Below are 26,795 nucleotides of genomic sequence, written 5' to 3' on the forward strand. Positions count from 1 at the left end.
AGTCGGGGAAAGCATATGTTGAAGAAGAAAAATATAGCAATGCCGGGTAACGGTGCGGCGATATTGGCGGATGCCATTCGGCAGGTGGCCGAGCCATCGCGTCGTGCCTTCCTGCAGCGCACCTTGACCCTGGGCGGACTTTCTTTGCTCACCGGTTGCTCCATTAGTGATGACAGCAGCGTAGAGCAGGCATTGGGCAAGGTATCCCAATTTAATGACAAGGCGCAGGCTTTGATTTTCGATCCGAACCGCCTGGCACCGACTTATCCCGATTCCATGATCACACGGCCGTTTCCATTCAATGCTTACTACGGGGTGGACGAAGTAAGGCAGGTGGATGGTGATGCCTGGCGACTCGAACTGAGTGGACTGATCGCCAATCGCGCGCCTTGGAGTCTGGCACAACTGCGGCACCTGCCGCACAGCGAACAGGTTACCCGCCATATCTGCGTGGAAGGCTGGAGCGCGATAGGAAAATGGGGCGGTGTGCCGTTTTCATACTTCCTGCGTCGCATCGGTGCCGACCTGAGCGCGAAGTATGTCGGCTTTAAATGTGCCGATGATTACTACACCAGCATTGATATGCCGACTGCGCTACATCCGCAAACCTTGATGGCGCTGACGTACGACGGCAAGACCTTGCCGCCGGAGTACGGCTATCCGATGAAGCTGCGCATGCCGACCAAGCTCGGCTACAAGAATCCGAAACACATACAGGCAATTTATGTCACGAATAAGTATCCAGGGGGCTATTGGGAAGACCAGGGATACAACTGGTTCGGTGGCAGCTGATAACAGCCGCCCTGAAGTTTTACACGCGCAGTTCTTTTTTAAATCAATCAAAGGAAATACATCATGAAAACAATTACTACTGCAGTTCTCTCCGCTTGCCTGTTGATGTCGGGTGCCGTATTCGCACAGGATGCAATGAAGAAGGATGGTATGGCACACGACGGCATGGCGAAAGACAGCATGTCCAAGGATGCGATGAAAAAAGATCACATGGCCAAGGATGGTATGGCCAAGGATGGCATGAAGAAGGACTCCATGAAGAAAGACCACATGGGTAAAGATGCGATGAAGAAAGATGGCATGGGCAAGGATGCCATGTCCAAAGATGAAATGAAGAAGTAAGGTGCTATGGCCTTAGCCGTGAGGCTAAGGCCGGATAGTCTTATGCGCGCAGATAAGCCCAGCCTTCGTGCTGGCGCTGCGCAATATGCAGCACAGCTGCGGCTACCACTGCGATGTTGTCCGGTGCCTGCAAGTCATTGGCGACCAGCGAGTTGCGGCATACCAGCAGGTGAGTGTCGACTTCATGCGGCTGTTTCAATGCAGCGACTACAGCGCCTGCGTTGGCGACCAGTTCCACTTGTGCGTCCGGTTCAGCCTTCAGCAGATTGGCGAGATTGCGACGCCCGCGTTCCAGTGCTTCGGGTGTGGGGGCGTGTATCACTAAACGTACCATGTCATTTCCTCTTCATTGAATGCGAAGGTTCTTACTGTACGCCTAGTTGCGCTGACAGGTGTTCGACATACCGGCCGAAGGTGGCATCCGCGCGGTTGCGTGGTCGCGGCAAATCGATTTGCAGGTTTTCGACGACTGTTGCCGGACTGCCACCCAGTACGATGACGCGATCCGCCAGGAAAACGGCTTCATCGATATCGTGCGTCACGAACATCACCGCCGATTGCGTCGCGTGCCAGATGCGCATTAGTTCAGCCTGCAGATTGCGACGCGTCAAGGCATCGACCGCGCTGAATGGCTCATCCATTAGCAACAAGTCCGGTTGCACCGCCAGTGCGCGTGCAATACCGACGCGTTGTACCTGGCCGCCGGAAAGTTGATGTGGCCAGCGTTCACCAAATTCTGCCAGGCCGGTTAACTGCAAGGCTTCCCTGATGCGCAGCTGCTGTTCGCTCGCATCTATGCCCAGTGTTTCCAGGCCGTAGGCGACATTGTCGGCGACAGTGCGCCAGGGTAGTAATCGACCATCCTGGAAAACCACTGCGCGACGACGCCGTCCCGGTAGCTGCGGTAGTTTGAGCTGCACGTCACCACTGCTTGGCGTAATCAATCCGGCTGCCGCGCGCAACAGTGTGGATTTGCCGACGCCGGAACCACCGACGATGGCGACGAATTCACCCGCTTCTATGGTCAGCGACAAGTCCTGTATGACAGGCGCGTTGGCCCCCGGATGCAGGTAGGCGATACGATCGAATTCAATTACGGACGCCATGCCAAAACCCTTTTCTCGATCAGGACGTAGATCAAATCACTGACCGCATACACCAGCGAAATCGCCAGCATGTAAACCACTACCGCTTCATACGCGCCCACACCTGCGGCGGCATTCATCTCTTGCCCCATGCCGGGCACACCCAGCAACTCGGCCGCGATCAGGGTCATCCAGGCCTGGCCTATGCCGGTGCGTATGCCAGCCAGGGTGCCTGGTGCAATCGCGGGCAGGGTAATGCTGATGGCACGCCGCCAGTAGCTGCCTTGTCCGAAGCTGCGTGCCAGTTCGTAGAAACGCGGATCAATGTTGCGTACCGCACTGGCAGTGGCGTAGTAGTTGATCCAGAACACGCCGATGGAAATCACGAAGGCCGCGCCGGCATGACTGACCTTGAACCATGCAATCGCGAACACGACCCAGGCCAGCGGCGGGATAGGGCGCAGGATGCGGATCAGGTAAGCCTGCAATAAATCAAACGGACGTATGGTCGCGGCGGCCAGGCCAAACAGGATGCCGAACAGCGTACCCAGTCCCAGGCCCCAGAAGTAATGGATCAGGCTGGAGCCGATGGCGGGCAGCAGGCGGCCAGCACTCCATTCCTGCATGAAGGCTTGCGGTAACTTGAATGGATCCGGCAGCGTGCCGGGATTGACCCATGCAAAATAACCGGAAGCTTTCCATAACAATACGAATAAAACGACACCTGCGACACCGTAGGCCGCACGCGTCAACCAGCTAACTGAAGACTGCTTCATAAACTGCCATTTCCGGGTTTAGCGACCAGCTGCGACAGCATCATAGAAGCGTGTGTCGAACAACTTGGTGGCATCAGCCGGTGCACCTTCCAGGGTACCGGTTTCGGCCTGGAATTTTTGCAGTACCAGTGTGGCTGGAATGATGGTGTTTGGATTCGCAGTGAATTGGCCTTTGGAGTTGCGTATGGCTTTTTCCACCAGTGCGACATCGAGGCGTCCGCCGCCGACATACTTCTGTACGAACGGTGCCGCCTGCGCCGGATTGGTTTCCAGTACCTTGGTTGCAGCGATATGCGCTTTGACCAGTGCCTTCACTACGTCCGGTTGTTCGCGTATCAGTTTTTCACGCACCAGCAATACAGCACCTGGCTGATGTGGGAACAGTTCCGAACCACGTGCGACTACGCGTGCTTTCGGTGCCTTGGTCAGGACGGTGGTGACAGTAGGTTCGAGGATGGCTGCGCCATCGATCGCGCCGGTCAGCAGTGCTTGCTGGATTTGCGCCTCGCCTTGGTAGATCAGTTTGAAGCTGCTCGGGTCAACCTTGGCGCGCTTGCGCAACCAGTATTGCAAAGCTGCTTCCGGGACCGCGCCGCGTGGATAGCTGGCGATGATAGGCTGACGGCCGTTATCTTTTGCGAAGCGCGCGAAGGCGGTCGAGGCATCACCGGATGCGAAGTAAGGCGCGAGGTTGCCCATCGCGACAAAGCTGACCTGTTCGACGATATTCGATGCCACGACCTTGATGTCAGCACCCTTGGCGCTGGCGACCAGCGCCGGGCCGATGCCGACATAAGCGACATCCAGCTGACCAGCGAGCAAGGCTTGCACCAGCGCCGGACCGCTTTGGAATTGCACCAGTTTGGCGCTGCGTACTTCAGGCGGCAGCGTGTTTTGCTCGTAAGCAATGAATAATTGTGCTGCCGGGATGATCGGCAGGTAACCGACTTCGAGCGGAGCCGCGTGCGCGGCGGATAGGCCGAGTGCGAGGGCAACAGATGCGAGGATGCGTTTCATTTTGATGGCCTTGGGAGACATGTGGGATACAAGACCGTCCATTGTATTGAAAGCATGCTCCAGGCTTTAATAACAAAAAGAAATAACCTTAGTTGCTTTTTGTGGGGCTGTATCGTCCCGGAAGCCGCGACAGTACTGCATTTCTTCGTGACACTTGCTATCGTAAACACAATAAAAAATGGCGACCCGATATCGTGGTCGCCATTTTTGTCGCAGCAAACAAATTCCCGCAAATGCTTACGTGGTCAAAGGCTTGTAGCGGATACGCTTAGGTTTGGCACCTTCTTCACCCAGGCGTTTACGTTTGTCAGCTTCGTATTCCTGATAGTTGCCGTCGAAGAATGAAACTTGCGAATTGCCTTCGAAAGCCAGGATGTGGGTCGCGATACGATCGAGGAACCAGCGATCATGTGAGATCACCAATACGCTGCCGGCAAATTCCAGCAAGGCGTCTTCCAGCGCACGCAGGGTTTCAACGTCCAGATCGTTAGACGGTTCATCGAGCAGCAGGACGTTGCCGCCCATCAGCAGGGTCTTGGCCAGATGCAAACGACCGCGTTCACCACCGGACAGGTTGCCGACGATTTTTTGCTGGTCGCCGCCTTTGAAGTTGAAGCGACCGAGGTAGGCACGCGACGGCATTTCAAAGCGACCCACGGTCAGGATGTCGGCACCGCCGGTGACATCTTCAAACACGGTCTTGCCATCATTCAGCGTATCGCGTGACTGATCGACGATAGAGACTTTGGCGGTAGTGCCGATCACGACTTCACCGCTATCAGGTTGTTCCTTGCCGGTGATCATTTTGAACAACGTCGATTTACCGGCACCGTTCGGGCCGATGATGCCGACGATAGCACCGGCAGGAATGCGGAAGCTCAGGTTGTCGATCAGCAGGCGATCGCCGAATGCCTTGGAGACATTTTTGAATTCGATGACTTCATTACCGAGACGCTCAGCGACCGGGATGAAGATCTCCTGTGTCTCATTGCGCTTTTGGTATTCGTGTTCGGACAACTCATTGAAGCGGGCCAGACGCGCTTTCGATTTGGCCTGACGGCCTTTCGGATTCTGGCGTACCCATTCCAATTCCTTGGCGATGGTTTTCTGGCGCGAGGATTCCGATGCTTCTTCCTGCTTCAGGCGATCGCCTTTTTGTTCCAGCCACGAGCTGTAGTTGCCTTTCCATGGAATACCATGGCCGCGATCCAGTTCCAGGATCCATTCAGCGGCATTGTCGAGGAAGTAGCGATCATGGGTAATCGCGACCACGGTGCCGGGGAAGCGTTGCAGGAATTGTTCGAGCCAGTCCACCGATTCAGCATCCAGATGGTTGGTCGGTTCATCGAGCAGGAGCATATCGGGTTTGGATAGCAGCAAGCGGCACAAAGCGACGCGACGCTTTTCACCACCGGACAGGACACCGATTTTGGCATCCCATGGTGGCAGGCGCAATGCATCGGCAGCCATTTCCAGTTGCTGTTCCGGGTTGTCGCCGGCCGAGGTCGAGATGATGGCTTCCAGTCGTGCCTGCTCGGTTGCGAGTGCGTCGAAATCAGCATCCGGTTCCGCATACGCGGCATACACTTCTTCCAGCTTGGCCTTGGCTTCGAATACTTCACCGAGGCCGCCTTCCACTGCCTGGCGTACGGTTTGTTCCGGATCGAGTTGCGGTTCCTGCGGCAGGTAACCGATGTTGAGGTTAGGTGCCGGGCGTGCTTCGCCGATGATGTCGGTATCGATACCGGCCATGATTTTCAGCAGTGTCGATTTGCCCGAGCCGTTCAGGCCCAGTACGCCGATTTTGGCGCCGGGGAAGAAGGACAGCGAGATGTCTTTCAGGATCTGACGTTTCGGTGGGACGATCTTGCCCACGCGGTTCATGGTGTAAACGTAATTTGCCATTGTTATTTCAAGATGAGGTTGCTTGCCAAAGAGGTGGGTGCAAGGATAACCGATGCGGGGCGTCAGGGTAAGTGCGATATCAATACTGAAGCGGATATCGATGGCAAAATGCATTTAAAACCGAAAATTTCGCGGTTTGTAAACTAGGGCTGGGCGAGATTCAACTTTAGTGCAACACTGTGTAGACGGAAGCTCATGTTTACTTGCATTATGGAGTCGCATATCCTATTGTGCGACGCACCATCCCTCTAAAGAGAGCACTCTTTGGCTTCACCAGATAAAAAAAGCAGTCTCGCTGCATTGACTCTGGCCGCTGTCGGCATTGTGTACGGCGACATCGGTACGAGTCCTTTATATACGATGAAAGAGGTGTTCTCCAAAGAACACGGCCTGGCCCTCACACCGGAAAACCTGCTCGGTGTTGTTTCATTGATCGTCTGGGGCTTGATCATCATCGTTTCACTCAAGTACGTCACGCTGGTGCTGCGCGCGAATAACCGCGGCGAAGGCGGCATCATGGCCTTGATGGCACTGGCGCTTTCTTCGGTGACACGCAATTCACGCTGGTATTTCCCGCTGCTGGTCATGGGTTTGTTTGGCGCCACGCTGTTCTATGGCGATAGCGTGATTACACCGGCGATTTCGGTATTGTCCGCGGTCGAGGGCCTGAGCGTCGCGACCGAAACATTTGATCCCTATGTGGTGCCGCTGACAGTAGCCGTGCTGGTCGGCCTTTATTCGCTGCAGGCGCGCGGTACCGCCGGCATCGGTAAATGGTTCGGTCCCATCATGGTGGTCTGGTTTGCGACGCTGGCGGTGATGGGTGTGGTCAATATCATTGATGCGCCGCAAATCCTGTACGCACTCAATCCATGGCATGCATTGCACTTCCTCGACGGCAATCGCTTCCTCGCATTCATCGCGCTGGGTGCAGTGGTACTGGCGTTCACCGGTGCCGAAGCACTGTATGCGGATATGGGGCACTTCGGTGCCAAGCCGATCCGCATGGCCTGGTTCCTGGTAGCCTTCCCGGCGCTGGCATTGAACTACCTGGGACAAGGTGCTTTGCTGCTGATGCATCCGGATGCCGTGACCAATCCTTTCTATCAGCAACTCGGGGCATGGAGTATTTACCCCCTGGTGGCGCTGTCGACCATGGCGGCCATCATCGCATCACAGGCGACGATTTCCGGCACATTCTCGATGACCAAGCAGGCGATTGCACTGGGCTTCCTGCCGCGCATGAAGATTGAATTTACGTCGGCCAGCCAGATTGGACAGATTTATATTCCTGCGGTGAACTGGCTGCAGATGACGGTAGTAGTGATGGCCGTGGTTGGTTTTGGCTCCTCGTCCGATCTGGCAGCGGCATACGGTATCGCCGTGACTGCAACCATGCTGGTGACCACGATACTGACCTTCTTCGTGATCCGTTATCGCTGGAAATACAATCTCTTGCTGTGCCTGGCTTCGACCGGTTTCTTTCTGGTGATCGATCTCAGCCTGTTTTCGGCGAATATGCTCAAGCTGTTCCACGGTGGCTGGTTCCCGCTCTTGCTCGGTACGATCCTGTTCACGCTGATGCTGACGTGGAAGCGTGGTCGTGAACTGGTGTTCGAGAATTTGCAAAAGCATGCGATTCCGCTGGAGGATTTCCTCGCCTCGCTGTTCATCTCGCCACCAACCCGCGTCCCTGGCACTGCGATTTTCCTGCGTGGTGAATCGGATGGTGTACCGCATGCGATGTTGCACAATCTGTCGCACAACAAAGTGTTGCACGAACGTGTCGTGTTCCTGACGGTGCGTATGATGGAAGTGCCGTATGTGCCGACTACTGATCAGGTTCGCATTCATTTGCTGGGCGATGATTGCTATCAGATGGATGTGACTTACGGTTTCAAAAACGTGCCGGATATTCCTGCCGCTTTGGAACTGGCAAAAGACCAGGGACTGGAATTTGAAATGATGGAGACTTCATTCTTCATCGCACGCCAGACCGTAGTGGCGAATCCGGTGCGCGGTATGGCGTTGTGGCGTGAACACATCTTTGTCGCGATGTCGCGCCATGCACGCGGTGCCGCGGATTATTACCAAATTCCTTCGAACCGCGTGATTGAATTGGGTACCAAGGTAGAAATTTAAGCGTTCATTTCCATCAACAAAAAAGGCAACACAGCTGTGTTGCCTTTTTTAATGCCTGCCTATTTTTGCGTATCAGCAGCAGGCTGCCTGTAGTTTTGCCATAGTCCGTCTGCCGAATACAAACCGAGCGCGATCCAGATCGCAGCAAAGCCGACCAGGCGTGCACTACTGAATGGCTCGTGGTATAGCCAGACACCAACCAGTAATTGCAGCGTCGGCGTGATGTATTGCAACAGCCCGAGCGTGGATAACGGTATGCGACGTGCTGCTGTAGCAAACAGCAGCAATGGAATTGCCGTAATCGGACCGGCCGCAACCAGCAGCCATTGCGATGTAGCCGGCGCATGGATGAAGCTGTTACTGCCATTCCAGGCCATCACCGCCAACGCAAGTACTGCGAGCGGGAACAGCAGCAAGGTTTCCAGCGACAATCCTTCCAGCGCACCGAGTTTGGCCGTTTTACGCAACAAGCCATAAGTGCCGAAAGTCAGTCCCAGTATCAGGCCTATCCACGGTAAATGTCCATTCTCCCAGGTCAGCCACGCGACCCCCAGTGCGGCGACAAGCACAGCGGCCCATTGCAGGCGACGCAGGCGTTCACCCAGAACGAGAAAACCGAGCAGCACATTCACTAGCGGCGTCATGAAATAACCGAGGCTGGCATCGATGATGCGATCGTGATTGACCGCCCAGATATAGACAAACCAGTTGGTTGATAACAGCAGTGCACTGGCGGTAAAGCCGGCCAATACCTTAGGCTGGCGCAAGACAGTGCCTAACCACGCCCATTGCCTGCGCACGGCGAGCACGATGAGCAGGAAACCGAGCGCCCACACCATGCGGTGCAGCAGGATTTCCAGCGGCGCAATATCGTGCAGCGATTTGAAATAAATCGGAAACGAGCCCCAGGCCACATAGGCGCAGAGTGCGTACAGCATGCCGGGATTCATGATGGATAGGTCCGTAAAGAAAGGGCGGAAAGTTGCCCTGTGTAACGGAAGGATTATCCCAGTAATCGGCGAAGCGTGTTTTTGACGGGGAAAATGTGGTTTGTCCGCCAAGATAAAACATGAGCGAATAAAAAAACGCACTAAAGCCGGAAGGCCTTAGTGCGCGAGAGGGCACTGCTGAGAGAGGGTTTAGCCGGGCATCAGAAGGTGTAATTGGCAGAGATCCATAGGCGACGTGGTTCCATAGTGCTGATGTACTGATTGGCAAAGCCGGCTACCGGGCGTGTTGGGCCGTTCGCTGTGGTTGTGACCGGGCGGTAATCAACAAAGTTTTTACTCAACAAATTGTTAATCGCCATGTTGAAGGAGAAAGCTTTATTCACCTTATAAGTGCCACCTATGTTCAGTAATGTATAAGCCTTGAAATCACCGAGTAAGGCTTTGGTATTGGTGAACGCACCGGTATCTTCGGGGCGATAGCGTTCGCTTTTATATTCTGCTTGTGCCCACAAGTTCAATTGTTCTGTGGTGCGCCAGTCAAGTTTCACGTTGGCTGCATGCTTAGGCGTGTTTTCCAAAGGCTTGCCGATGTTGGCGCCGCTTTTTTGTTCGCTATCTGTATAGGTATAGTTAGCCGCTACCCGCCAGACGCGGGCAAATTCCAGGCTACCACCGAGCTCCAGGCCTTTTACCGTCGCATTGCTGACGTTAACAGGAAAACTGCCTTGGGCACCTCCACTTGGGGGGACATAGTTACTAATGTTGCTAATCGCATCCTTGAAGTCGGTCTGGAATATGGTGGCGTTGGCACGGAAGCCTTGGTTATTGTCGAAGTAAGTCCCGAATTCACTGCTCACGCTACGTTCCGGCTGCAATGCGGGATTGCCATATAAGGGAGTGGTGCCCTGACCACCGATACCTGACAAGCCGTTCACTAGTTGTTCCAGCCCCGGGGTGCGATACGCTTTGCTTACCCCGCCTTTAAAGGTCCATTGATCCGTTGCATTCCAGACCAGGTACGCACGCGGCGTGGTGGCACCGCCGAAGGTGCTGTGATTATCGTGGCGCACGCCGACCGTCAGCGCCAGATCCTTGCGGATGCGCCATTCGTCTTCGGCAAAGACACCGACTTGTTTTTGATCAAAGCCGCGCGGAGCGATCGCATCGATCATCTTGGCTTCCCACCATTGCGCGCCTACGCTCAACATGTGGGTATCGAGTGCTGTCACCAGCTTGGTATCAAAAATGGTGCTTTCAGATTCCAGGGTACGTGGGCTGCCTGCAGGTTTGCCACCCGGTGCCAGGGTCGGAATGGTGCGACCTATGGTTTCTGTCTTGGTATGGCTGATGCTGGATTCCAAAACGCTATTGGCCATACGCAAGGTATGCGCCAAGGTGATTTGATCCCGGTTGAATTTTTGTTCCGGCAAATAACCACGGCGGTCGGTTGGTTTGTCGAGTGTGCCCAATTGGCCGCGGCTGTTGTCGTAAGTTTGTCGCGAGCTATCGATATCCAGTGAAATATCATTGTCTTTGTTTGGCGTAAAAGTCAGTTTGGCGCCTGCAGTATCGATGGTCGATTTAACCGGGTCATTGCCCAGTGTCAGGCTACCTGGCAGCTTGCCTGGCCACTGGATATTGGAATCATCGCGGTGATACCGGCGTGCACGCACTTGCAGGCCGAACAGGTTTTCTACCAAAGGCCCGCTCAGATATACGCTGCCTGCTTGTGAATTGCCGAATTGGGATTCACCTTGCAAGGTAGTTTCCGCAGTGACGTTGCCGGACCAGACTTTACCGACTTTGCGGGTGATGATGTTGATGACGCCGCCCATCGCATCCGAGCCGTACAGCGTGGACATAGGTCCGCGTATGACTTCGATACGTTCGATGGCGGAAGGTGGTGGCATAAAGGAGGTGGATGTTTCACCAAAGCCGTTAGGTGTGACGCTACCGGCTGTATTTTGCCTGCGGCCATCAATCAGGATCAGCGTAAAACGACTGTTCATGCCGCGCATGCTGATATTCATGCCGCCGGTTTTACCCGGTGCATCGCCGACGTCCACGCCTTCAACGCCGCGCAATGCTTCCGCAACGCTGTTGACGCGATTGGTTTCCAATTGTTCACGCGTAATGATGGTGATACTGGCTGGTGCTTCCTTAATGGTTTGTTCGAAACCCGATGCACTGACGACGACTTCTGCCAGATGCTGATCCGAGCTTTGCGCCGCAGCAGACGCAGATGCAAACAACAAGGCCGCAGCCAGTGGCCAGCTGCGGCGGGCGTGGCGTTCCAGCGCGGTTTCGGTACGGGATGAATTGGTCGCCAAAGGCTCGAAAGGACGTGCGAAGTCCGGGGAATGCTGCGCTGCCATGCTTGCTCCAGAAAAAGGGGATCCCACGCGGGGGAGGTGTTGATGGCTGGCTAGTACACAGGGGGAAATGGAGCGAGGGCGTCCGACTTCGGTGTTTGGCTGGCTGCGTGTTTAACGTTTTCTTAACGTAAATTTAACGCGATACTAATGCAAACGATAATGATTTGCAATACCAGTCAGGAAAGTCAGGGAATTCTTGATGGGAGTGTTGCGTATTTGCATTGATTCGAGCGAGGGACTGGGCAAAAAGCGGATGTGACGACAAATGCGCCGGACAGCAGGGATAAGGCGGGGAAGAACCGGCCGGGCAGAATGCCTGGCCGTTTCAAACGGTTTAACCGTCGGCCGGGTCGTCGAAAAAAAATTCGACCGATTCCGCTTTTTTGCCGACCTGGAGCAAGCCCTGGTCCAGCAGTTCGTCGTAATAACAGACCTGATTGCGGCCGTGGTCTTTGGCGTAATACAAGGCTTGGTCGGCGTGACCAAGGATTACCACCGGGGTTTCTTGCGAAATGCTGGAAAAGCCGATGCTGACTGTGATTTGCCCGATTTGCGGGAAAGAGTGTTGTTCGATACTGGTGCGGAAGCGTTCGAACACCATTTGTGCATCGGCCAGGGTGGCGGAGCGCAGCAACACCACAAATTCCTCACCGCCGAACCGGAACACGCGATCTTGGGCGCGGAAGGAAGTGCGCAATACATTCGCGACCAGGATTAGCACTTCGTCGCCGTACAAGTGACCGAACTGGTCATTGACCCGTTTGAAGTGATCGATGTCGATTACGGCCAGCCATTGCGATTTCACATCTGCATGATGGCGCCGTTCCTCGCGGTCTTCATCGTCGCGCGCAACTGATTCGGATGGCTTGGCATTGACCATGCGCGCGAACTTTTCGTCGAAGGTTTTGCGATTGAGCAAACCGGTCAGCGAATCGCGTTCGCTGTAATCAAGCAAGCTTTGGTAATTGCGATAAACACTCAGGATGCCTTCCATGACTTGCAGCATCTGCGGTGTGAACGGTTGTGTATGCGCAATTTCGAGACAGGTTGAGACTTTGTCGTTTTGCCAGATCGGTATCCACAGGACATGCCGGCCGTTCTCGGTGCTTTCTTCGAGGCGGTTTTTGCGCTGTGCGATACAGGCGACCAGTCCCGGGAAGGAAACGATAGGTTCGCCCGCCTGTTCGGATGAGGTATGTTCTTCATCCACGGTTTGTACCGCGCCGCCGGAGATCCAGACGCGTGGGCGCACGAAGAGCTCACCGCGTGACTGGAATAACTCCATGACGCGCGCCTCGGCCACGCCCACCATATTCAACAAAGCGGTCATTACCGAAATGTCGAGCAGGTCGTGATCGCGATGGCCGGTGATCTCTACCAGATGATCCAGTAGCGATCCCATCATGAGGGGTTCTGAAGTACTCACACGTTACCCATGCAAAGACATTGATCGGTTGTTTGAATCTGTTTAAGCATGGGGCGTGACTTCAAGAAAAATTTTCTATTGAGAGAAGCTAATTTCAAGAGCGCTGAATAACTGATTAAGCCGTTTTTAATGGTTTTTATTGTCTAATTAGTTAGAACCATTCTATCTGAATAGAAAGCAACAAATCCCTTAGTTACCACATGGAAACTATATTTTACGTTTGCTTTTTGTCCTCGCTGTGACATGGGTTGTACTCAACCAACACGCCGTTTTCGAAAAGTAACAAAATAGTTTCCTTGGGGTAATTTATCTCGTGCATATTCTGTGCCCGGCCTTGTTTCTGCGATACTGCGAGTGGCATAAACAGCGATTATCGGCAGTACAGCAGGCGCCCGAGAGCGGAATTCTCTGTAATGATTTCCCCCGGGGCGGCTTGCGGGGAGGTGCACCGTTCTAGACCACAGGCACACCAATTTGCATCATTTTCATGACGCTGTTGTGAACGCGGTCTGCGTCCATGACCTGCATCTGGGAAATTACTGCAATCTCAAGTAGAATTATTTCCACCAAAGTTGGGCTCATCCAGTTTGCTGAATCATTTCCAACATGACTCAGCCGGCTTCAGGTAACGCCAGTCCCGATACCCAACTGGATTCCTGTATTTCCCACGATGCATTTCGTGCACCGTATCTTCCCACCGATAGACCGCCAAGTACCTTTGCAGAATTTCTGCATTGCTTGAACACGCCTGTGCAGGCGGCGCAATCATCGGTGGGCCAGAACGGATATCACTCCAACTTTTACTAAAAGGACTAAAAATCATGATGATCCGCTTGTCAAAAATCGCGATGGTGCTGGCGATGGCCTTGTTTGCATCGCTGGTCAGTTTCGGCAATATCACCGACTACGACACCAACTTTGCGTTCGTGCACCATGTCTTCCTCATGGATACGACTTTTCCCGGCAACAGCATTACCTACCGTGCGATTGAGTCACCGCTGATCCAGCACGCCGGCTATATATTCATCATCGCGCTGGAAACCCTGACCGCGATCCTGTGCTGGATAGGCGGTTTCAAGCTCTTGCAATCGATCAAGGCGGATGAAGCCGTATTCCGGCGCGCCAAAAAGTTTGCAATTGCCGGTTTGACGCTGGGGTTCCTGACCTGGCAAGTCGGGTTTATGTCGGTGGGCGGGGAGTGGTTTGGCATGTGGATGTCGAAGGAATGGAATGGCGTGCCTGATGCCAGCCGTTTCTTCACCACACTGTTGCTGGTATTGATTTATGTCGTCATGTCGAATGACAAACTTGATGAATAGTGCTTGACCTTCCCACGGTGGGAAGCTCTACAGTGTAGTCAGTTGTCCCACATAAGGAGTTGGCCATGTACGAATTGAAAGTTGAAGATATGAGCTGCGGTCATTGCGTGAGCAAAGTGACTAAAACAGTATTGGGCGTGGATGCCGCCGCCAAGGTGGAAGTCGATCTGCCACAAGGCAAGGTGCGCGTGCAGTCCAGTGCGGACCTGGCGGAGATCTCTGAAGCGATTACGGAAGCCGGTTATCCGGTGACTGCCAGTACTACTGTTTAAAAGCAGCGTACTAAAAAGAAAGAGCGGGATGGCTAAGCCACCCGCTCTTTTTTATTGTCCGGATTCAGGGCGATGCTGTAGCAGATCATCTTGCAGCAGATTATCTCCATACGTCCTTAATACTTCAGAAATGATGACCCGGTAACCGTTGAGCCAATTGGAATGTGCGGCTTTTGCTTGTTGATGCACCGGATGCTGGATCAATGCCTGTAGTGATTCAAGCGTATCCCAGTAGTACACATTTGAAGTCAGGCCGCTAGCGCTGTTTTCCCAGGTTTCTTCGCCCAGATAACCGGGCATGGCTTTGGCGGCATCTGCAATGATGCGATCGAGCCGATGAAATTCGTCATCGAACTGTTTGCTGGCGAAGATGAAAGTGGATGAATACATAGTGCTTATCGACCCGGAGGCAGCCTGCCCGAATGGGCTGGGCGGAATAAATATGCCAAAAGCGAAGTTATGACACTACGCTTTTGGTGGAAACTGATTCTCGTCAGTGAGCGCAGCAATCGTGCGCATCGTTGCCGTCTGCCTGCGCCAATCCTTGCAGGATAGGGCAGTCGGCGCGCGCATCACCATTGCAGGTTTGTGCGAGGTGTTGCAAGGTATCACGCATTTCCGTGAGTTCAGCCACGCGCTTGTTCAGGTCCGCTACATGCGCCAATGCAATTGCCTTGACATCAGCGCTGGCGCGATGCGCATCATTCCATAGCGATAGCAAGTCGCGGATCTGGTCCAGCGCGAAGCCCAGCTTGCGCGCCCGCTTGATGAAACGTAGCGTGTGCAAGTCGTTCTCATTGTAAGTGCGGTAGCCGGCGTCACTGCGCGCGCTGGGTTTGATCAGGGCGATGCTTTCATAATGCCGGATCATCTTGGCAGTGATGCCGGATGCATGGGCTGCTTCTCCGATATTCATACTATGTCCTTTCCGTCTGATGGTCGCTTACTTACCGTCACGCACTGCCTGGGCTGTCGGGTGCCAGCGACGCAGGAGCAGCGCATTGCTGATGACACTGACCGAGCTGAAGGCCATCGCCGCACCGGCGAGCATAGGATTCAGCAAGCCGAATGCCGCCAGCGGAATGCCGACCAGGTTGTAGATAAACGCCCAGAACAGGTTCTGCCTGATCTTGCTATAGGTGCGACGCGAGATATCGATCGCATCGGCCACCAGCGCCGGATCGCCACGCATCAGCGTGATACCCGCTGCATGCATCGCAACGTCGGTACCGGTTGCCATTGCGATGCCGACGTGGGCCGCTGCCAGCGCGGGGGCATCGTTGATGCCATCACCGACCATCGCGACGATGTGATCACCTTGTTGCAGCTCGGTGATCTTTGCGGTTTTATCCGCAGGCAGCACTTGTGCGATCACATGCTTGATGCCGAGTGCGCTACCGACAGCGTTAGCGCTGCCATAGTTGTCACCGCTCAACAGCACGGTATCGATACCCAACCCATTCAGGCTGGAGATTGCGCGGGGCGCACTGTCCTTGATCTGGTCGGCAAAGGCGATCAGGCCCAGCAATTCCGTTGGCTCATCTGCCAGCGCCAGCCATGAAATTGTATGACCGGTGTTTTCCAGTTCCTGGGCGCGTTCAGCGAGTGCACCGCCATTCAGGCCCAGCTCTTCTATCATGCGTGAACTGCCGAGTTGCAGGCGACGACCGTTGATGACGGCAGCGACACCGCGGCCGGGCAAGGCTTGCACTTCGCTGACCGGCAGCAAGTCTATATTTTCCTTGCGCGCAGATTCGATGACAGCATGTGCCAGTGGATGCTCGCTGCCGTTCTGGATGGTAGCTGCGAGTTGCAGCAAAGTCTTCTTCGGTATGCCATTGCCCTGCATGTCCGCCACTTGTGGCTTGCCCAGGGTCAGGGTGCCGGTTTTATCGAAGACGACCGTGTTGACGCGATGCACGGTTTCCAGCGCTTCCGCATCCTTGATCAGGATACCGGCCTTCGCCGCGACGCCGGTACCGGCCATGATGGCGGTCGGCGTAGCCAGGCCCAATGCACATGGACAGGCGATGACGAGCACGCTCACCGCATTGATGATGGCAGTTTCCATACCGGCACCAGCCAGCCACCAGCCTATGAGGGTGGCGAGTGCGATCAGCAAAACGATGGGCACGAAGATCGCGCTGACTTTATCAACCAGGCGCTGGATAGGTGCTTTCGCCGATTGCGCGTTCTCCACCATGCGGATGATGCGCGACAAAGTGGTCTCTGCACCGATAGCATCGGTACGCACCAGCAGCAAGCCATCAGCATTGATGGATGCGCCGGTTACTTTGGCGCCAAGCTGTTTAACCACCGGCAGGCTTTCACCTGTAATCAGCGATTCATCAACCTGGCTATTGCCTTCTATGATGGTGCCGTCTACCGCGATGCGTTCGCCGGGGCGTACGACCACAATGTCGCCGACCTTGACCGAGTCGATCGGAACGTCGCTATCAACACCATCGCGGCGTACGCGGGCGGATTCAGGACGCAGTTTTTGCAGCGCGCGTATGGCCGAGGCGGTTTGTTTCTTGGCGCGTGCTTCCAGCCATTTACCGAGCAGGATCAGGGTAATGACTACCACCGACGCTTCAAAGTACAGATGCGGCATATGGTCAGGCATTGCGGTCAGCAGCAAGTAGATGCTCAGGCCGTAAGCGGCACTGGTACCCAACGCGACCAGCAAATCCATATTGCCTGTGCCGGCCTTGACCGCGTGCCAGCCTGCTTTATAGAAGCGCGCACCGAGCCAGAACTGTACCGGCGTTGCCAGCAACCATTGCAGCCAGCCCGGCAACATCCATTCGATACCGAAGGGTTGCAGGAACATGGGCAATACAAGCGGGATGGCGATTAGTGCGGAGTACATGACCGGCAACCAGTCCGGCGCGGATTTCTGTTCACCGGCTTGTTGTGTGCTTTGAGACTTGGTCAGTGGCAGCGCTGCGCCATAGCCGGCTTTTTCTACAGCCGCGATCAGGGCCGCGTTGCTGGTGCCGCGATTGACTTTGACTTGTGCGCGGTCGGTGGCGAGGTTGATGCTGGCGTCGAGCACGCCATCCACTTTGCGCAAGGCTTTCTCAACACGACCGGCGCAGGAGGCGCAGGTCATGCCGGTGATGTCGAGCGTGACTTCTTCCTGCGGCACTTCATAGCCGGCCTTTTCTATCGCCTGCCGGATCATGTCGGCCTGGACTTGCGAGGTCGCCTCAACCGCGACTGAATCGGTGGCGAGATTGACACTGGTTTGTTGCACGCCGGGGATGGCATTGATGGCTTTTTCCACGCGGGATGCACAGGACGCGCAGGTCATGCCCGCCACATCAAGGGTGATGCGACGGAGATTGTTTGCAGCGGTTTGTGGCTGGGCGGTCGTCATGATGGACTCACTGGTGACTGTAGATGTAAGCAGTGTCGACCTTACCATGATGGGAAGGTCAAGGGCTTTTTTCAAGTGCCATATAAAATCCCCGGGCAGGGTAACGCTTGCTGCGAAATTGATGTAAGTATGCGCTCACTTATTTCAAGATCGCCTATTAAAGGTAGCAGGAAGGATATCCCTGCCGTGCCGGAGGAATAGACGGGGTCGAAGATGGGGGCAGAATATTCCGCATAAATAGGAATGATACGCATTATAATTGCGCGATCTGCGTTGCCCGCAGTGCCATACATCGTGGGCGGCTATCTACACTTATATACATACCGACCATTATGTTGCGTGCATCATTTGTCTTATTACATCGCTGGTGTGGCCTGACGATCGCACTCTTCCTCTTGATTTCCGGTTTGACCGGCGCGGTGATTTCCTGGGATCACGAACTGGATGAGTGGCTCAATGAATCGCTATTCAAGGTGGATAGCCGCGGCCCCTATAAGCAGCCGGTCGAACTGGCGCAGGTAGTAGAGCAGGCCGATCCGCGCGCGACGGTTACTTTCATGCCTTTGCAATTCGAGGAAGGCCATGCAGCGCTATTCGGTGTGAGTCCCAAGGTCAATCCGGCGAATGGCCGCCTGTATGAACTCGGCTACAACCAAGTGTTCGTCGATCCGGTCGCAGCCCGCATCGTGGGCCAGCGCGAGTGGGGCGCGGTTTCGCTGTCGCGGGAAAACCTGATGCCCTTCCTCTATAAACTGCATTACAGCCTGCATATTCCGGAAATGTGGGGTATCGATGAATGGGGTGTCTGGTTCATGGGCATTATTGCCGTGATCTGGGTGGTCGATTGTTTCTTCGGTTTTTACCTGACGCTGCCGGTACGGCGCGAAAAGAAACTGGCAGCGGTCGCAGCAAACGCTGCCGACAACCGGAAAACCTGGTGGCAACGCTGGCAACCGTCGTGGCGCGTGCGCTGGAGCGGCGGTTCTTACAAGCTCAATTTCGATTTGCACCGTGCATTCAGCCTGTGGACCTGGGGCTTGCTGTTCATCCTCGCCTTTACCGCGTTTTCGTTGAATCTGTATCGGGAAGTGTTTTATCCGGCCATGTCGCTGGTATCAAAAGTGACCCCCGGTCCTTTCGACGTGCGTACGCCGGTTGCGCCGAATAAACCTATCCAGGCAAGCCTGAGTTTTCCTGCGGCCATAGAAAAAGCCAAGGCGGAAGCCAATAGCCGTGGCTGGCAAGAGCCGATAGGCAGTGTGTTTTACTCGAATACATTTGGTATTTACGGTGCCAGTTTCTTCCATCCCGGCGATGACCATGGCGGCGGCGGGGTAGGGCCTGCAGCGCTTTACTTCGACGGCAAGACTGGCGCTTATGCGGGTAACAAGCTGCCGTGGCAGGGCACCGCTGCCGATATCTTCCTGCAGATGCAGTTCCCGCTGCATTCAGGCCGCATCCTCGGCTTGCCGGGACGCATCCTGATTTCCTTCATGGGTTTACTGGTTGCCATGCTGAGCGTCACCGGCGTGGTGATCTGGTGGAAAAAACGCAAGGCACGCGTGCGTTCAGAGATCCAGGTGCGTAACAGCCTGGGTGCCAAAACGGATTTGCCGGCAGCTACCGCCTAGTCACGTCCGATATACATCGGGTCAGGCGAGACGTAGGCGACGATGCGTCGTTGCAGCAGGCCCGGTGGCGCGACCAGTTGCAGGTCGAAGGAAGTAACGGTGAAGCCTACATAGAAGTGCCAGGCGAAGGATTTGTCACCGACGATGAAGTTGATGATTTCACCGCCTTCGACATTTACCCATTTGGTGTCAGGTGTAATCACTATGGTGCGCACCGCTGCCGCGGCGGTCGCCGGATAACCGAGCAAATCAACGCGTGTGGTTTCGGCAAATGCCGGAGCACTAAGCAACATGCAGGCGCTAAAGGCGAGGGTAAGTAATCTGGTCTGCATGGCAGCCTCCGGTTTATTGCAACAAATGTGCTCTGTTTAGAGCAGCAATTCATCATACAGGTTCCGCTGTTTCCGCATCGCATGCCCCACAAGCAAGGTCGGGCATTCTCCGCGACAATATATCTTTTTGATATATCCAAAGCCAAAATGGATTATTTACAATCGTGGCGTGGGTGACTAACATCGCCCTGTAGCGTTGGTCGCGCATCCTTGCGTGAGACATCGATTCACTCATGGCTTATAGAACTCATTTCATAAATATCCGTGAGATGCGTTCTTGCCAAAAACGGCGCTAGCTGCGTTGTACTCAGTTCTAAAGGAATAATATGCCCGGCTTCAAACGAAAACACCTATCCGTACTCGCCTTGCTGGGCGCACTGGCTTTGCAGCCGGTTTGGGCGGCCGATTTGAAAATCGCCCTGTCCGCCGACGTTTCTTCACTCGATCCGCACTATTTGAATATCGCACCGAATGTGGCCTTCTCTTCACATATCTTTGATGCGCTGGTGAATGTCGATGCCAACGGTAAATTGGTGCCAGGCTTGGCGACCTCGTGGCGTGCAGTCGATGCGACCACCTGGGAATTCAAGTTACGACACGATGTGAAGTTCCATGACGGCTCGAAGTTCACTGCGGAAGACGTGGTGTTCTCGCTGGACCGTCCGGCGAAGCTGACGAACAGCCCCGGTCCTTATACCGCCTATACCAAACAAATCATCGCAAAAAAAATCGTCGATCCGTATACGGTGCGCCTGAGCACTGCCACACCTTATGGCCCGCTGGCACTGGATGTGAGTGCAATCTTCATTGTTTCGAAGAAGGCCGCAGAGAAAGCGACTACCGAGGATTTCAATAGTGGCAAGGCCTTGATCGGAACCGGTCCGTATACATTTGTCAGCTTCAAACGCGGTGACCGTATCGAAGTCGCGCGCAATGACCAGTACTGGGGTGGCAAATCGGATTGGGACAAGGTCAGTTTCCGCATCATCACCAATTCCGCGCCACGCCTGGCTGCTTTGCTCTCCGGTGATGTTGACGCGATCGAAGGCGTACCGACTGCTGATTTAAGCAAGCTCAAAGGCAATGGCAAGTTCAAGCTGGAACAAAAAATTTCATGGCGCACCATCTTCTGGGAAATCGATCAATCCGAAAAAAGCCCGCGCTATGTGACCGACAAGGCCGGCAAGCCCTTGCCGAAAAATCCTTTGCGCGATATCCGCGTGCGCCAGGCAATTTCCAAAGCCATCAACCGCCAGGCATTGGTTGAGCGGACGATGGAAGGACTGGCTGTGCCGGCTTCGAATATCGTCGCTCCCGGCTTGCTCGGCTATAACGCAGCGCTGAAAGTAGAAGCCTATGATCCGGAAGGTGCGAAGAAGCTCCTCGCTGAAGCCGGTTATCCGAATGGCTTTGCTCTGACCCTGCATGGTCCGAATGACCGTTACATCAATGATGCGCAAGTAGTGCAAACCGTTGCGCAATTCCTGAATCGCATCGGCATCCAAACCAAGGTCGAGACCTTGCCGCTGTCGGTTTACTTCAGCAAGGCGCGCGCCGGCGAGTTCAGTGTGGCCTTGCTGGGTTGGGGCACGCTGGCTGGTGATTTCGGTTTGCGTACCCTGGTCGGGACGTCGAATCCGGACATAGGTTGGGGTACCTGGAACTGGGGCAAGTACAGCAATCCGGAACTGGATAAGCTGATTGCCGCATCCCTGGGCTCGGTCGACCAGGCCAAGCGTGAAGGCTATGCGAAGGAAGCCGCAGCCGTCGCGATGAAGGATTATGCGGTCGTGCCTTTACACCATCAATATGCGACCTGGGCAATGCGCAAAGGCTTGAAGTACACTGCGCGTACCGATGAATTCACTTTCGCACATCAGTTCCATCCAGAATAAATCCAGCGTGCTGCATGCTTGCGCTCGTCAACTTGCGGGCGGAAACTGAATCATGCTGGATTTCATCCTGCGTCGCCTCGGACAAAGCATCCTGGTACTGGCCGTCATGTCGCTGCTGGTGTTTGTCGGCGTCTACGCGATCGGCAACCCTATCGATATCCTGCTCAGTCCGGATGCGGACCAGTTTGAGCGCGCCCGTACGATTGCCGCGTTCGGATTGGACAAGCCCTTGTGGCAGCAATATTTCATCTTTATCCAGAATGCGCTCAGCGGTGACCTTGGACGCTCGTTTGCATTCGGCACTTCGGCGCTGGACCTGATCCTCGAGCGCCTGCCAGCGACTATGGAGCTGGCGATCAGCGCCATCCTGATTTCCATCGTGCTGGGCATACCACTGGGTTTGTGGGCCGGTTTGCGTCCACACAGCTGGATAGGGAAAAGCATCATGGCGGTATCGATACTCGGCTTTTCACTGCCGACATTCTGGGTCGGCCTGATGCTGATCATGGTGTTTGCGGTGCACCTGGGTTGGCTGCCAGCCAGCGGACGTGGTGAAACCACTTTACTGCTCGGCATCCCGGTCAGCTTCCTGAGTTGGGATGGCTTGAAGCACTTGCTGTTGCCATCCTTTAATCTGGCATTGTTCAATATTGCATTGGTGATACGCCTGACACGTGCGGGAGCGCAGGAAGCGCTGCTACAGGATTACGTCAAGTTTGCGCGCGCCAAGGGTTTGCACAATAGCCGCATCATCGGCGTGCATGTGCTGAAGAACATCCTGATCCCCATTGTCACCGTGATTGCACTGCAATTCGGTTCCATCATCGCCTTTGCCATCGTCACCGAATCAGTCTTTGCGTGGCCAGGTATGGGCAAGCTGATCATCGATTCCATCCGCGTGCTGGACCGGCCGGTGATCGTCGCTTACCTGATACTGATCGTGGCGCTGTTTATATTGATCAACCTGATAGTCGATGTCGTGTACTCGCTGCTGGATCCGCGAGTACGTTTGTCGGATGCGAAAGGCTGAGATGGAAGCCACGCTGACGCCGACCCCCATCGAAACGCCGTTCCGGCGCTTTAGCCGCAACTTCTTTGCGAGCAAGGTCGCGACGCTGGGCTTCATCGTCCTGTTACTGATCGTGCTGGCAGCTATCTTTGCACCTGTCATCGCACCGCAAAATCCGTATGACCTCGCGCAGATAGATATCATGGATTCGCGCCTGGAACCGGGTAAACAAAATATCGACCACAGCCTGACCTATGTACTCGGTACCGATGAGCAAGGCCGCGATATGTTGTCGGCCATCCTGTACGGCGTGCGTATTTCGATTATCGTCGGTGTGGTCAGTACGGCGATTGCCTTGCTGATCGGCTTGACGCTGGGCCTGTTTGCCGGTTACTTCGGCGGTCGCATAGAAAGCCTGATCATGCGTATCGCCGATATCCAGTTATCCTTCCCGCCGATCCTGGTCGCGCTGATCCTGCTGGCCTTGATGGGGCCCGGTATCGGCAAAATCATCATCGCACTGGTCGCAGTGCAGTGGGCCTACTATGCCCGGACTGCACGCAGTGCGGCTTTGGTCGAACGCAAGAAGGAATATATAGAAGCGGCCAACGGTCTAGGCTTGTCGCCCTTGCGCATCGTCTTTCATCATCTGTTGCCGAATTGCCTGCCGCCGTTGATCGTGATTGCCGCCTTGCAGGTGGCATCCGCCATCTCGCTGGAAGCAACCTTGTCTTTCCTCGGTATAGGCTTGCCGGTGACAGAGCCGTCGCTGGGCTTGTTGATTGCGAACGGCTTTGATTACATGATGTCCGGTAAATACTGGATCAGCCTGTTTCCCGGCATTGCATTGTTGTTGACGGTAGTTGCCATCAATCTGGTGGCCGATCAATTGCGCGATGTACTGAACCCGCGTTTGCAAACACAATGACGACCATCGCTACCCTTACCGTACAAAACCTGCAGATGCATTTCTCTGCGCGCGAAGGCGTGGTGAAAGCAGTGGAAGATGTTTCCTTCTCAGTCGCGCCGGGCCGCATCATGGGCCTGGTGGGCGAGTCGGGTTCCGGTAAATCGATGACTGCGTATTCGATCATGGGTTTGATCGATGCGCCAGGCAAGATAGTCGGCGGCAAAATCCTGTTGCAAGAACAGAACCTGCTGGATTTATCACCTGAAGCGATGCGGCGCATACGCGGCAACCGTATCGCGATGATTTTCCAGGATCCGATGATGACGCTGAATCCGGTCTTGCGTATCGATACGCAAATGATGGAAGCAGTGCTGGCGCATCAGAATGTAAGCAAGGCGACTGCGCGGGCAATGGCGCGGGACGCTTTGGCGCGGGTTGGTATCGCTGCGCCGGATGAGCGCTTGCAGGCTTACCCGCATCAATTCTCCGGCGGCATGCGACAAAGGGTGGCGATTGCCATCGCCTTATTGAACAAACCTGATCTCATTATTTGCGACGAGCCGACGACGGCATTGGATGTCACGATACAGGGGCAGATCCTGTATGAAATGCAAAAGCTGTGCCGCGAATCCGGCACCGCGCTGATCTGGATTACGCATGACCTGTCAGTGATTGCCGGCCTGGCGGATGATTTGTGCGTGATGTATGCCGGCAAGATAGTCGAGAGCGGTACCGTGCAGCAGGTACTGGAGCAAACACGCCATCCGTATACCTATGGCCTGATCGCATCGTCACCGTCGCGCAATATTGCGGGCCAGCCCCTGCGCCAGATTCCGGGCATGACGCCGTCGCTGTTAAACCTGCCATCCGGTTGTGCTTTCCGTACCCGCTGCGAGCGCGCGACTGCGGAATGTGCCAATACGCCGCCGCTGTCTATACATGGCACGCACACCTGGCGTTGCTTCCATCCGGTACCGCAAGCAGTCGAGGCCGCACATGGCTGATCAAGTTTTGCTGGAACTGCGTGATGTCAGCAAGCGCTTCGTCAAGCCGCTGGATACGGCAGCGCGGATTGCCAATTTGTTTGGCGCGCAGCGTAGTGAAGAAGTTGTGCATGCAGTTGATCATGCGAACCTGTCGATTCATTCCGGTGAAGTCGTCGGCCTGGTCGGCGAGTCGGGTTGCGGCAAGTCGACACTGGGACGCATGGCGGTCGGATTGCATACTTTGTCCGCCGGTACGCGCTGGTGGAAAGGCGCAGACATGGCGCAGCTCAGTACGGCTGAGAGACGTCGCACGCAATTGGCGATGCAAATGATTTTCCAGGATCCGTATGCCTCGCTCAATCCACGTATGCGGATACAGGATATCGTCGGTGAAGCACCGCTGGCGCATGGCATGATCGCGGCGACCGAGCAAAAGGATTATGTCGCAGGCTTATTGCAAAAGGTTGGGCTGGATCCGGCGCTGGTACGTCGCTTTCCGCATCAGTTCTCCGGTGGCCAGCGGGCGCGCATAGGCATCGCCCGGGCGTTGGCAGTCAAACCTGAGTTGCTGGTGTGTGATGAAGCAGTAGCGGCACTGGATGTATCGATACAGGCGCAAGTGTTGAACCTGTTCATGGAATTGCGTAATGAACTGAAGCTGACTTATCTGTTCATCAGTCATGACCTGGGTGTGGTGCGACATGTATCGGATCGCGTCGTCATCATGTACCTGGGGCGCATCGTAGAGTCGTCGCCGACTGCCGAATTGTTCGTACAGCCGAATCATCCTTATACCAACGCCTTGCTGGCTTCCGCACCGAAGCTGGAAGTGAAGAAAATCGATTTCGTTGCGGTCAAAGGTGAAATTCCATCGCCGCTGCATCCGCCTTCAGGTTGCCACTTCCATCCACGTTGTCCGCATGCGATGCCGCGTTGCAGCGTGGAGCAGCCATTGCTGAAAGAGATCGCGCCACAACATTTTTCTGCCTGCCATTTGAACGATGCGACTTAGCCGGCGACTTTGGCTTTATTGATATAGCGTCGCGACAGTGCCTCCAGCGGCCCTTGCGTATGGGTACTGAGCCACCAACGGCTCAATAGCAATTGCAGCAACATGACACCGAAGGCGATCGACAGCCAGCCGGCTGGGGGCAAAGTCGCACCGAGGCCAAAGCCGAAGCCTTGTATCAACACCGAACATAGCAGCGATTGCATCAGGTAATTCGTCAAGGCCATGCGGCCGACCGGTGCCAGCCAGTCAGCGGCCCAACGCTGGATAGCTGGGCCGGCCAGCATCAGGCAGGCGACATAGCCAGCAGCCAGGCAGACGCCGCCCACCGGTAGCCACGCATAAGCGATGTAAGAGTAGGGTGACGGATGTAAAGGGTCGATCGCTTCGCTCAGGATCAACGCCGCCCAGGCCAGGTTGAATGGAATGCCGATGCCAAAACCGATGAGCCGTACCCGGCGCCAGAGGGTAGTGTGACGCCAGGGCTGCGTCAGCCAGCCGCGTCTTACCGACATCACGCCCAGCAGGAAGAGCACGGCAATGTGCGGCAGGATGAACACGGATTGCGTGGTCACCGAGATGTAGTCGCGGATACGCTGCACGGCGATACTGAAGTAGCCGCCGTAGGTATAGATCATGCGGGCCGCTTCCACGCCATAGACTTCGTTTTTACTTTGTGTTGCCAGGTCATCGGCACCGAATAGTTGTGCGCCCAGGAAAAAGTTAAGCAGCAGCAGCGCGAAAAAAACACCCAGCCATACATATAGATGCTTGCGTACCTTGCGCAGCCGCGCATTCGCGAGACCGGATAAAACCCAGAAACCGGCAATTGCATACACGGTCAGGATGTCGCCGAACCAGATCAGCACGCCATGCACGATGCCGCAGGCCAGTAGCCACTTCATCCGGCGGCGGTACAGTTGTTCGGCATCGCTCCAGCGCCCGAGCTTTTGTTTGGCCGAGCGCGTGATGAGGACAAAGCTGGCACCGAACAGGAAGGCGAAGATAGGATAAAACTTTTGTTCGGCGAAGAATGCGACGAAGGCTACCGACAATACGTCGAATAGCGAAGCCGTGGCCGGCAGTACGCCATAACGCAGGCTGTTGAAACCCCAGATGAAAGACCAGATATTGACCAGCAGGATGCCGAAGACGGCGATGCCGCGCAATGCATCGATATGCGCGTAGCGGTCATTGCGGTCGGGGTGATGGATATTACTCATGGTTGCCGTCGAGTATG

24 protein-coding genes are annotated in these 26,795 nt (G+C 55.1%); 11 read left to right on the forward strand and 13 right to left on the reverse strand.

Going from position 1 to position 26,795, the window contains the following annotated elements; genetic code table 11:
• Nucleotides 1-15: 15 nt before the first annotated feature.
• Together ACFQPC_RS12920 and ACFQPC_RS12925 are read left to right on the forward strand one after the other, a co-directional pair.
• Nucleotides 16-792 carry a molybdopterin-dependent oxidoreductase gene (locus ACFQPC_RS12920; protein ID WP_382272335.1) on the forward strand — a complete coding sequence of 259 codons (777 nt, stop codon included), beginning with the start codon at nt 16-18 and terminating at the stop codon, nt 790-792.
• Nucleotides 793-855: 63 nt separating this feature from the next.
• The gene (locus ACFQPC_RS12925) at nt 856-1,134 is read left to right on the forward strand and encodes a pentapeptide MXKDX repeat protein (RefSeq protein ID WP_382272336.1); all 279 of its coding nucleotides are present in this window, start codon (nt 856-858) and stop codon (nt 1,132-1,134) included.
• A gap of 40 nt (nt 1,135-1,174) precedes the next feature.
• Here the strand turns inward: ACFQPC_RS12925 and ACFQPC_RS12930 are convergent, their stop codons facing one another.
• The 5 genes from ACFQPC_RS12930 to ettA form a co-directional block, all read right to left on the reverse strand.
• The gene (locus tag ACFQPC_RS12930) at nt 1,175-1,468 is read right to left on the reverse strand and encodes a DsrE family protein (protein ID WP_382272337.1); all 294 of its coding nucleotides are present in this window, start codon (nt 1,466-1,468) and stop codon (nt 1,175-1,177) included.
• Nucleotides 1,469-1,499: 31 nt separating this feature from the next.
• Complete coding sequence (locus ACFQPC_RS12935) at nt 1,500-2,240, reverse strand: ABC transporter ATP-binding protein (protein WP_382272338.1); 741 nt, start codon at nt 2,238-2,240, stop codon at nt 1,500-1,502.
• Complete coding sequence (locus tag ACFQPC_RS12940) at nt 2,228-2,995, reverse strand: ABC transporter permease (protein WP_382272339.1); 768 nt, start codon at nt 2,993-2,995, stop codon at nt 2,228-2,230. The genes ACFQPC_RS12935 and ACFQPC_RS12940 overlap by 13 nt, the downstream gene beginning before the upstream one ends.
• Nucleotides 2,996-3,013: 18 nt before the next feature.
• The gene (locus tag ACFQPC_RS12945) at nt 3,014-4,012 is read right to left on the reverse strand and encodes an ABC transporter substrate-binding protein (protein WP_382272340.1); all 999 of its coding nucleotides are present in this window, start codon (nt 4,010-4,012) and stop codon (nt 3,014-3,016) included.
• Nucleotides 4,013-4,249: 237 nt separating this feature from the next.
• Nucleotides 4,250-5,917, reverse strand: a complete 1,668-nt coding sequence (gene ettA, locus ACFQPC_RS12950) for an energy-dependent translational throttle protein EttA (protein WP_012081370.1) — start codon at nt 5,915-5,917, stop codon at nt 4,250-4,252.
• Nucleotides 5,918-6,181: 264 nt separating this feature from the next.
• Between ettA and ACFQPC_RS12955 the strand changes: the two genes are divergently transcribed.
• Nucleotides 6,182-8,059 carry a potassium transporter Kup gene (locus tag ACFQPC_RS12955; protein WP_382272341.1) on the forward strand — a complete coding sequence of 626 codons (1,878 nt, stop codon included), beginning with the start codon at nt 6,182-6,184 and terminating at the stop codon, nt 8,057-8,059.
• 59 nt (nt 8,060-8,118) lie between these two features.
• On the opposite strand, the gene rarD is transcribed toward ACFQPC_RS12955, so the two are convergent.
• From rarD to ACFQPC_RS12970, 3 genes are all read right to left on the reverse strand, one after another.
• Complete coding sequence (gene rarD / locus ACFQPC_RS12960) at nt 8,119-9,009, reverse strand: EamA family transporter RarD (RefSeq protein ID WP_382272342.1); 891 nt, start codon at nt 9,007-9,009, stop codon at nt 8,119-8,121.
• A 200-nt stretch (nt 9,010-9,209) separates the two neighbouring features.
• Nucleotides 9,210-11,384, reverse strand: a complete 2,175-nt coding sequence (locus tag ACFQPC_RS12965; protein WP_382272343.1) for a TonB-dependent receptor domain-containing protein — start codon at nt 11,382-11,384, stop codon at nt 9,210-9,212.
• Between the two features lie 334 nt (nt 11,385-11,718).
• Nucleotides 11,719-12,789 (reverse strand): GGDEF domain-containing protein, encoded by a 1,071-nt coding sequence (locus ACFQPC_RS12970; RefSeq protein ID WP_382272344.1) that lies wholly within the window; start codon nt 12,787-12,789, stop codon nt 11,719-11,721.
• Nucleotides 12,790-13,631: 842 nt separating this feature from the next.
• On the opposite strand from ACFQPC_RS12970, the gene ACFQPC_RS12975 reads away from it, so the two are divergent.
• A complete protein-coding gene (locus tag ACFQPC_RS12975; protein WP_382272345.1) occupies nt 13,632-14,129 on the forward strand; it encodes a DUF2165 family protein in 498 nt (165 codons plus the stop codon).
• 65 nt (nt 14,130-14,194) lie between these two features.
• A complete protein-coding gene (locus ACFQPC_RS12980) occupies nt 14,195-14,401 on the forward strand; it encodes a heavy-metal-associated domain-containing protein (protein ID WP_382272346.1) in 207 nt (68 codons plus the stop codon).
• Between the two features lie 51 nt (nt 14,402-14,452).
• Here the strand turns inward: ACFQPC_RS12980 and ACFQPC_RS12985 are convergent, their stop codons facing one another.
• The 3 genes from ACFQPC_RS12985 to ACFQPC_RS12995 form a co-directional block, all read right to left on the reverse strand.
• Entirely contained in the window at nt 14,453-14,791 is a 339-nt protein-coding gene (locus ACFQPC_RS12985; protein WP_382272347.1) for an antibiotic biosynthesis monooxygenase family protein, read from the reverse strand.
• Nucleotides 14,792-14,894: 103 nt separating this feature from the next.
• Nucleotides 14,895-15,317, reverse strand: coding sequence for a Cu(I)-responsive transcriptional regulator (cueR, locus tag ACFQPC_RS12990; protein WP_382272348.1), 423 nt, complete (start codon nt 15,315-15,317; stop codon nt 14,895-14,897).
• Between the two features lie 27 nt (nt 15,318-15,344).
• On the reverse strand, nt 15,345-17,783 hold the full coding sequence (locus ACFQPC_RS12995; RefSeq protein ID WP_382272349.1) for a heavy metal translocating P-type ATPase: 2,439 nt from the start codon (nt 17,781-17,783) through the stop codon (nt 15,345-15,347).
• A gap of 335 nt (nt 17,784-18,118) precedes the next feature.
• On the opposite strand from ACFQPC_RS12995, the gene ACFQPC_RS13000 reads away from it, so the two are divergent.
• The gene (locus tag ACFQPC_RS13000) at nt 18,119-19,414 is read left to right on the forward strand and encodes a PepSY-associated TM helix domain-containing protein (RefSeq protein WP_382272939.1); all 1,296 of its coding nucleotides are present in this window, start codon (nt 18,119-18,121) and stop codon (nt 19,412-19,414) included.
• Here ACFQPC_RS13000 and ACFQPC_RS13005 read toward each other — a convergent pair.
• Entirely contained in the window at nt 19,411-19,746 is a 336-nt protein-coding gene (locus ACFQPC_RS13005; RefSeq protein WP_382272350.1) for a CzcE family metal-binding protein, read from the reverse strand. The genes ACFQPC_RS13000 and ACFQPC_RS13005 overlap by 4 nt on opposite strands.
• A gap of 326 nt (nt 19,747-20,072) precedes the next feature.
• Between ACFQPC_RS13005 and ACFQPC_RS13010 the strand changes: the two genes are divergently transcribed.
• The 5 genes from ACFQPC_RS13010 to ACFQPC_RS13030 are packed head-to-tail and all read left to right on the forward strand — an operon-like array spanning nt 20,073 to nt 25,558.
• A complete protein-coding gene (locus tag ACFQPC_RS13010) occupies nt 20,073-21,641 on the forward strand; it encodes an ABC transporter substrate-binding protein (protein ID WP_382272351.1) in 1,569 nt (522 codons plus the stop codon).
• Between the two features lie 52 nt (nt 21,642-21,693).
• A complete protein-coding gene (locus ACFQPC_RS13015) occupies nt 21,694-22,671 on the forward strand; it encodes an ABC transporter permease (RefSeq protein ID WP_382272352.1) in 978 nt (325 codons plus the stop codon).
• A gap of 1 nt (nt 22,672) precedes the next feature.
• Entirely contained in the window at nt 22,673-23,578 is a 906-nt protein-coding gene (locus tag ACFQPC_RS13020) for an ABC transporter permease (RefSeq protein ID WP_382272353.1), read from the forward strand.
• A complete protein-coding gene (locus ACFQPC_RS13025; RefSeq protein WP_382272354.1) occupies nt 23,575-24,564 on the forward strand; it encodes an ABC transporter ATP-binding protein in 990 nt (329 codons plus the stop codon). Before ACFQPC_RS13020 ends, ACFQPC_RS13025 begins: the two co-directional genes overlap by 4 nt.
• Nucleotides 24,557-25,558, forward strand: coding sequence for an ABC transporter ATP-binding protein (locus ACFQPC_RS13030; protein ID WP_382272355.1), 1,002 nt, complete (start codon nt 24,557-24,559; stop codon nt 25,556-25,558). The genes ACFQPC_RS13025 and ACFQPC_RS13030 overlap by 8 nt, the downstream gene beginning before the upstream one ends.
• Here the strand turns inward: ACFQPC_RS13030 and ACFQPC_RS13035 are convergent.
• A complete protein-coding gene (locus ACFQPC_RS13035) occupies nt 25,555-26,778 on the reverse strand; it encodes a DUF418 domain-containing protein (RefSeq protein ID WP_382272356.1) in 1,224 nt (407 codons plus the stop codon). The genes ACFQPC_RS13030 and ACFQPC_RS13035 overlap by 4 nt on opposite strands.
• Nucleotides 26,779-26,795 lie beyond the last annotated feature (17 nt).

The organism is Herminiimonas glaciei, from assembly GCF_042664955.1.
Classification (GTDB): Bacteria; Pseudomonadota; Gammaproteobacteria; order Burkholderiales; family Burkholderiaceae_D; genus Oxalicibacterium; species Oxalicibacterium glaciei.

What these genes read in the sequence shown, in the direction of transcription:
- ACFQPC_RS12925 (WP_382272336.1), top strand. Translation starts at nt 856, where the DNA reads ATGAAAACAATTACTACTGCAGTTCTCTCCGCTTGCCTGTTGATGTCG.
- ACFQPC_RS12930 (WP_382272337.1), bottom strand. Translation starts at nt 1,468, where the DNA reads ATGGTACGTTTAGTGATACACGCCCCCACACCCGAAGCACTGGAACGC.
- cueR (WP_382272348.1), bottom strand. Translation starts at nt 15,317, where the DNA reads ATGAATATCGGAGAAGCAGCCCATGCATCCGGCATCACTGCCAAGATG.
- ettA (WP_012081370.1), bottom strand. Translation starts at nt 5,917, where the DNA reads ATGGCAAATTACGTTTACACCATGAACCGCGTGGGCAAGATCGTCCCA.
- ACFQPC_RS12965 (WP_382272343.1), bottom strand. Translation starts at nt 11,384, where the DNA reads ATGGCAGCGCAGCATTCCCCGGACTTCGCACGTCCTTTCGAGCCTTTG.
- ACFQPC_RS12985 (WP_382272347.1), bottom strand. Translation starts at nt 14,791, where the DNA reads ATGTATTCATCCACTTTCATCTTCGCCAGCAAACAGTTCGATGACGAA.
- ACFQPC_RS12920 (WP_382272335.1), top strand. Translation starts at nt 16, where the DNA reads ATGTTGAAGAAGAAAAATATAGCAATGCCGGGTAACGGTGCGGCGATA.
- ACFQPC_RS13035 (WP_382272356.1), bottom strand. Translation starts at nt 26,778, where the DNA reads ATGAGTAATATCCATCACCCCGACCGCAATGACCGCTACGCGCATATC.
- ACFQPC_RS13030 (WP_382272355.1), top strand. Translation starts at nt 24,557, where the DNA reads ATGGCTGATCAAGTTTTGCTGGAACTGCGTGATGTCAGCAAGCGCTTC.
- ACFQPC_RS12995 (WP_382272349.1), bottom strand. Translation starts at nt 17,783, where the DNA reads ATGACGACCGCCCAGCCACAAACCGCTGCAAACAATCTCCGTCGCATC.
- ACFQPC_RS13010 (WP_382272351.1), top strand. Translation starts at nt 20,073, where the DNA reads ATGCCCGGCTTCAAACGAAAACACCTATCCGTACTCGCCTTGCTGGGC.
- ACFQPC_RS13015 (WP_382272352.1), top strand. Translation starts at nt 21,694, where the DNA reads ATGCTGGATTTCATCCTGCGTCGCCTCGGACAAAGCATCCTGGTACTG.
- ACFQPC_RS12970 (WP_382272344.1), bottom strand. Translation starts at nt 12,789, where the DNA reads ATGATGGGATCGCTACTGGATCATCTGGTAGAGATCACCGGCCATCGC.
- ACFQPC_RS12980 (WP_382272346.1), top strand. Translation starts at nt 14,195, where the DNA reads ATGTACGAATTGAAAGTTGAAGATATGAGCTGCGGTCATTGCGTGAGC.
- ACFQPC_RS12935 (WP_382272338.1), bottom strand. Translation starts at nt 2,240, where the DNA reads ATGGCGTCCGTAATTGAATTCGATCGTATCGCCTACCTGCATCCGGGG.
- ACFQPC_RS13005 (WP_382272350.1), bottom strand. Translation starts at nt 19,746, where the DNA reads ATGCAGACCAGATTACTTACCCTCGCCTTTAGCGCCTGCATGTTGCTT.
- ACFQPC_RS12975 (WP_382272345.1), top strand. Translation starts at nt 13,632, where the DNA reads ATGATGATCCGCTTGTCAAAAATCGCGATGGTGCTGGCGATGGCCTTG.
- ACFQPC_RS12945 (WP_382272340.1), bottom strand. Translation starts at nt 4,012, where the DNA reads ATGAAACGCATCCTCGCATCTGTTGCCCTCGCACTCGGCCTATCCGCC.
- ACFQPC_RS13025 (WP_382272354.1), top strand. Translation starts at nt 23,575, where the DNA reads ATGACGACCATCGCTACCCTTACCGTACAAAACCTGCAGATGCATTTC.
- ACFQPC_RS12940 (WP_382272339.1), bottom strand. Translation starts at nt 2,995, where the DNA reads ATGAAGCAGTCTTCAGTTAGCTGGTTGACGCGTGCGGCCTACGGTGTC.
- ACFQPC_RS13020 (WP_382272353.1), top strand. Translation starts at nt 22,673, where the DNA reads ATGGAAGCCACGCTGACGCCGACCCCCATCGAAACGCCGTTCCGGCGC.
- rarD (WP_382272342.1), bottom strand. Translation starts at nt 9,009, where the DNA reads ATGAATCCCGGCATGCTGTACGCACTCTGCGCCTATGTGGCCTGGGGC.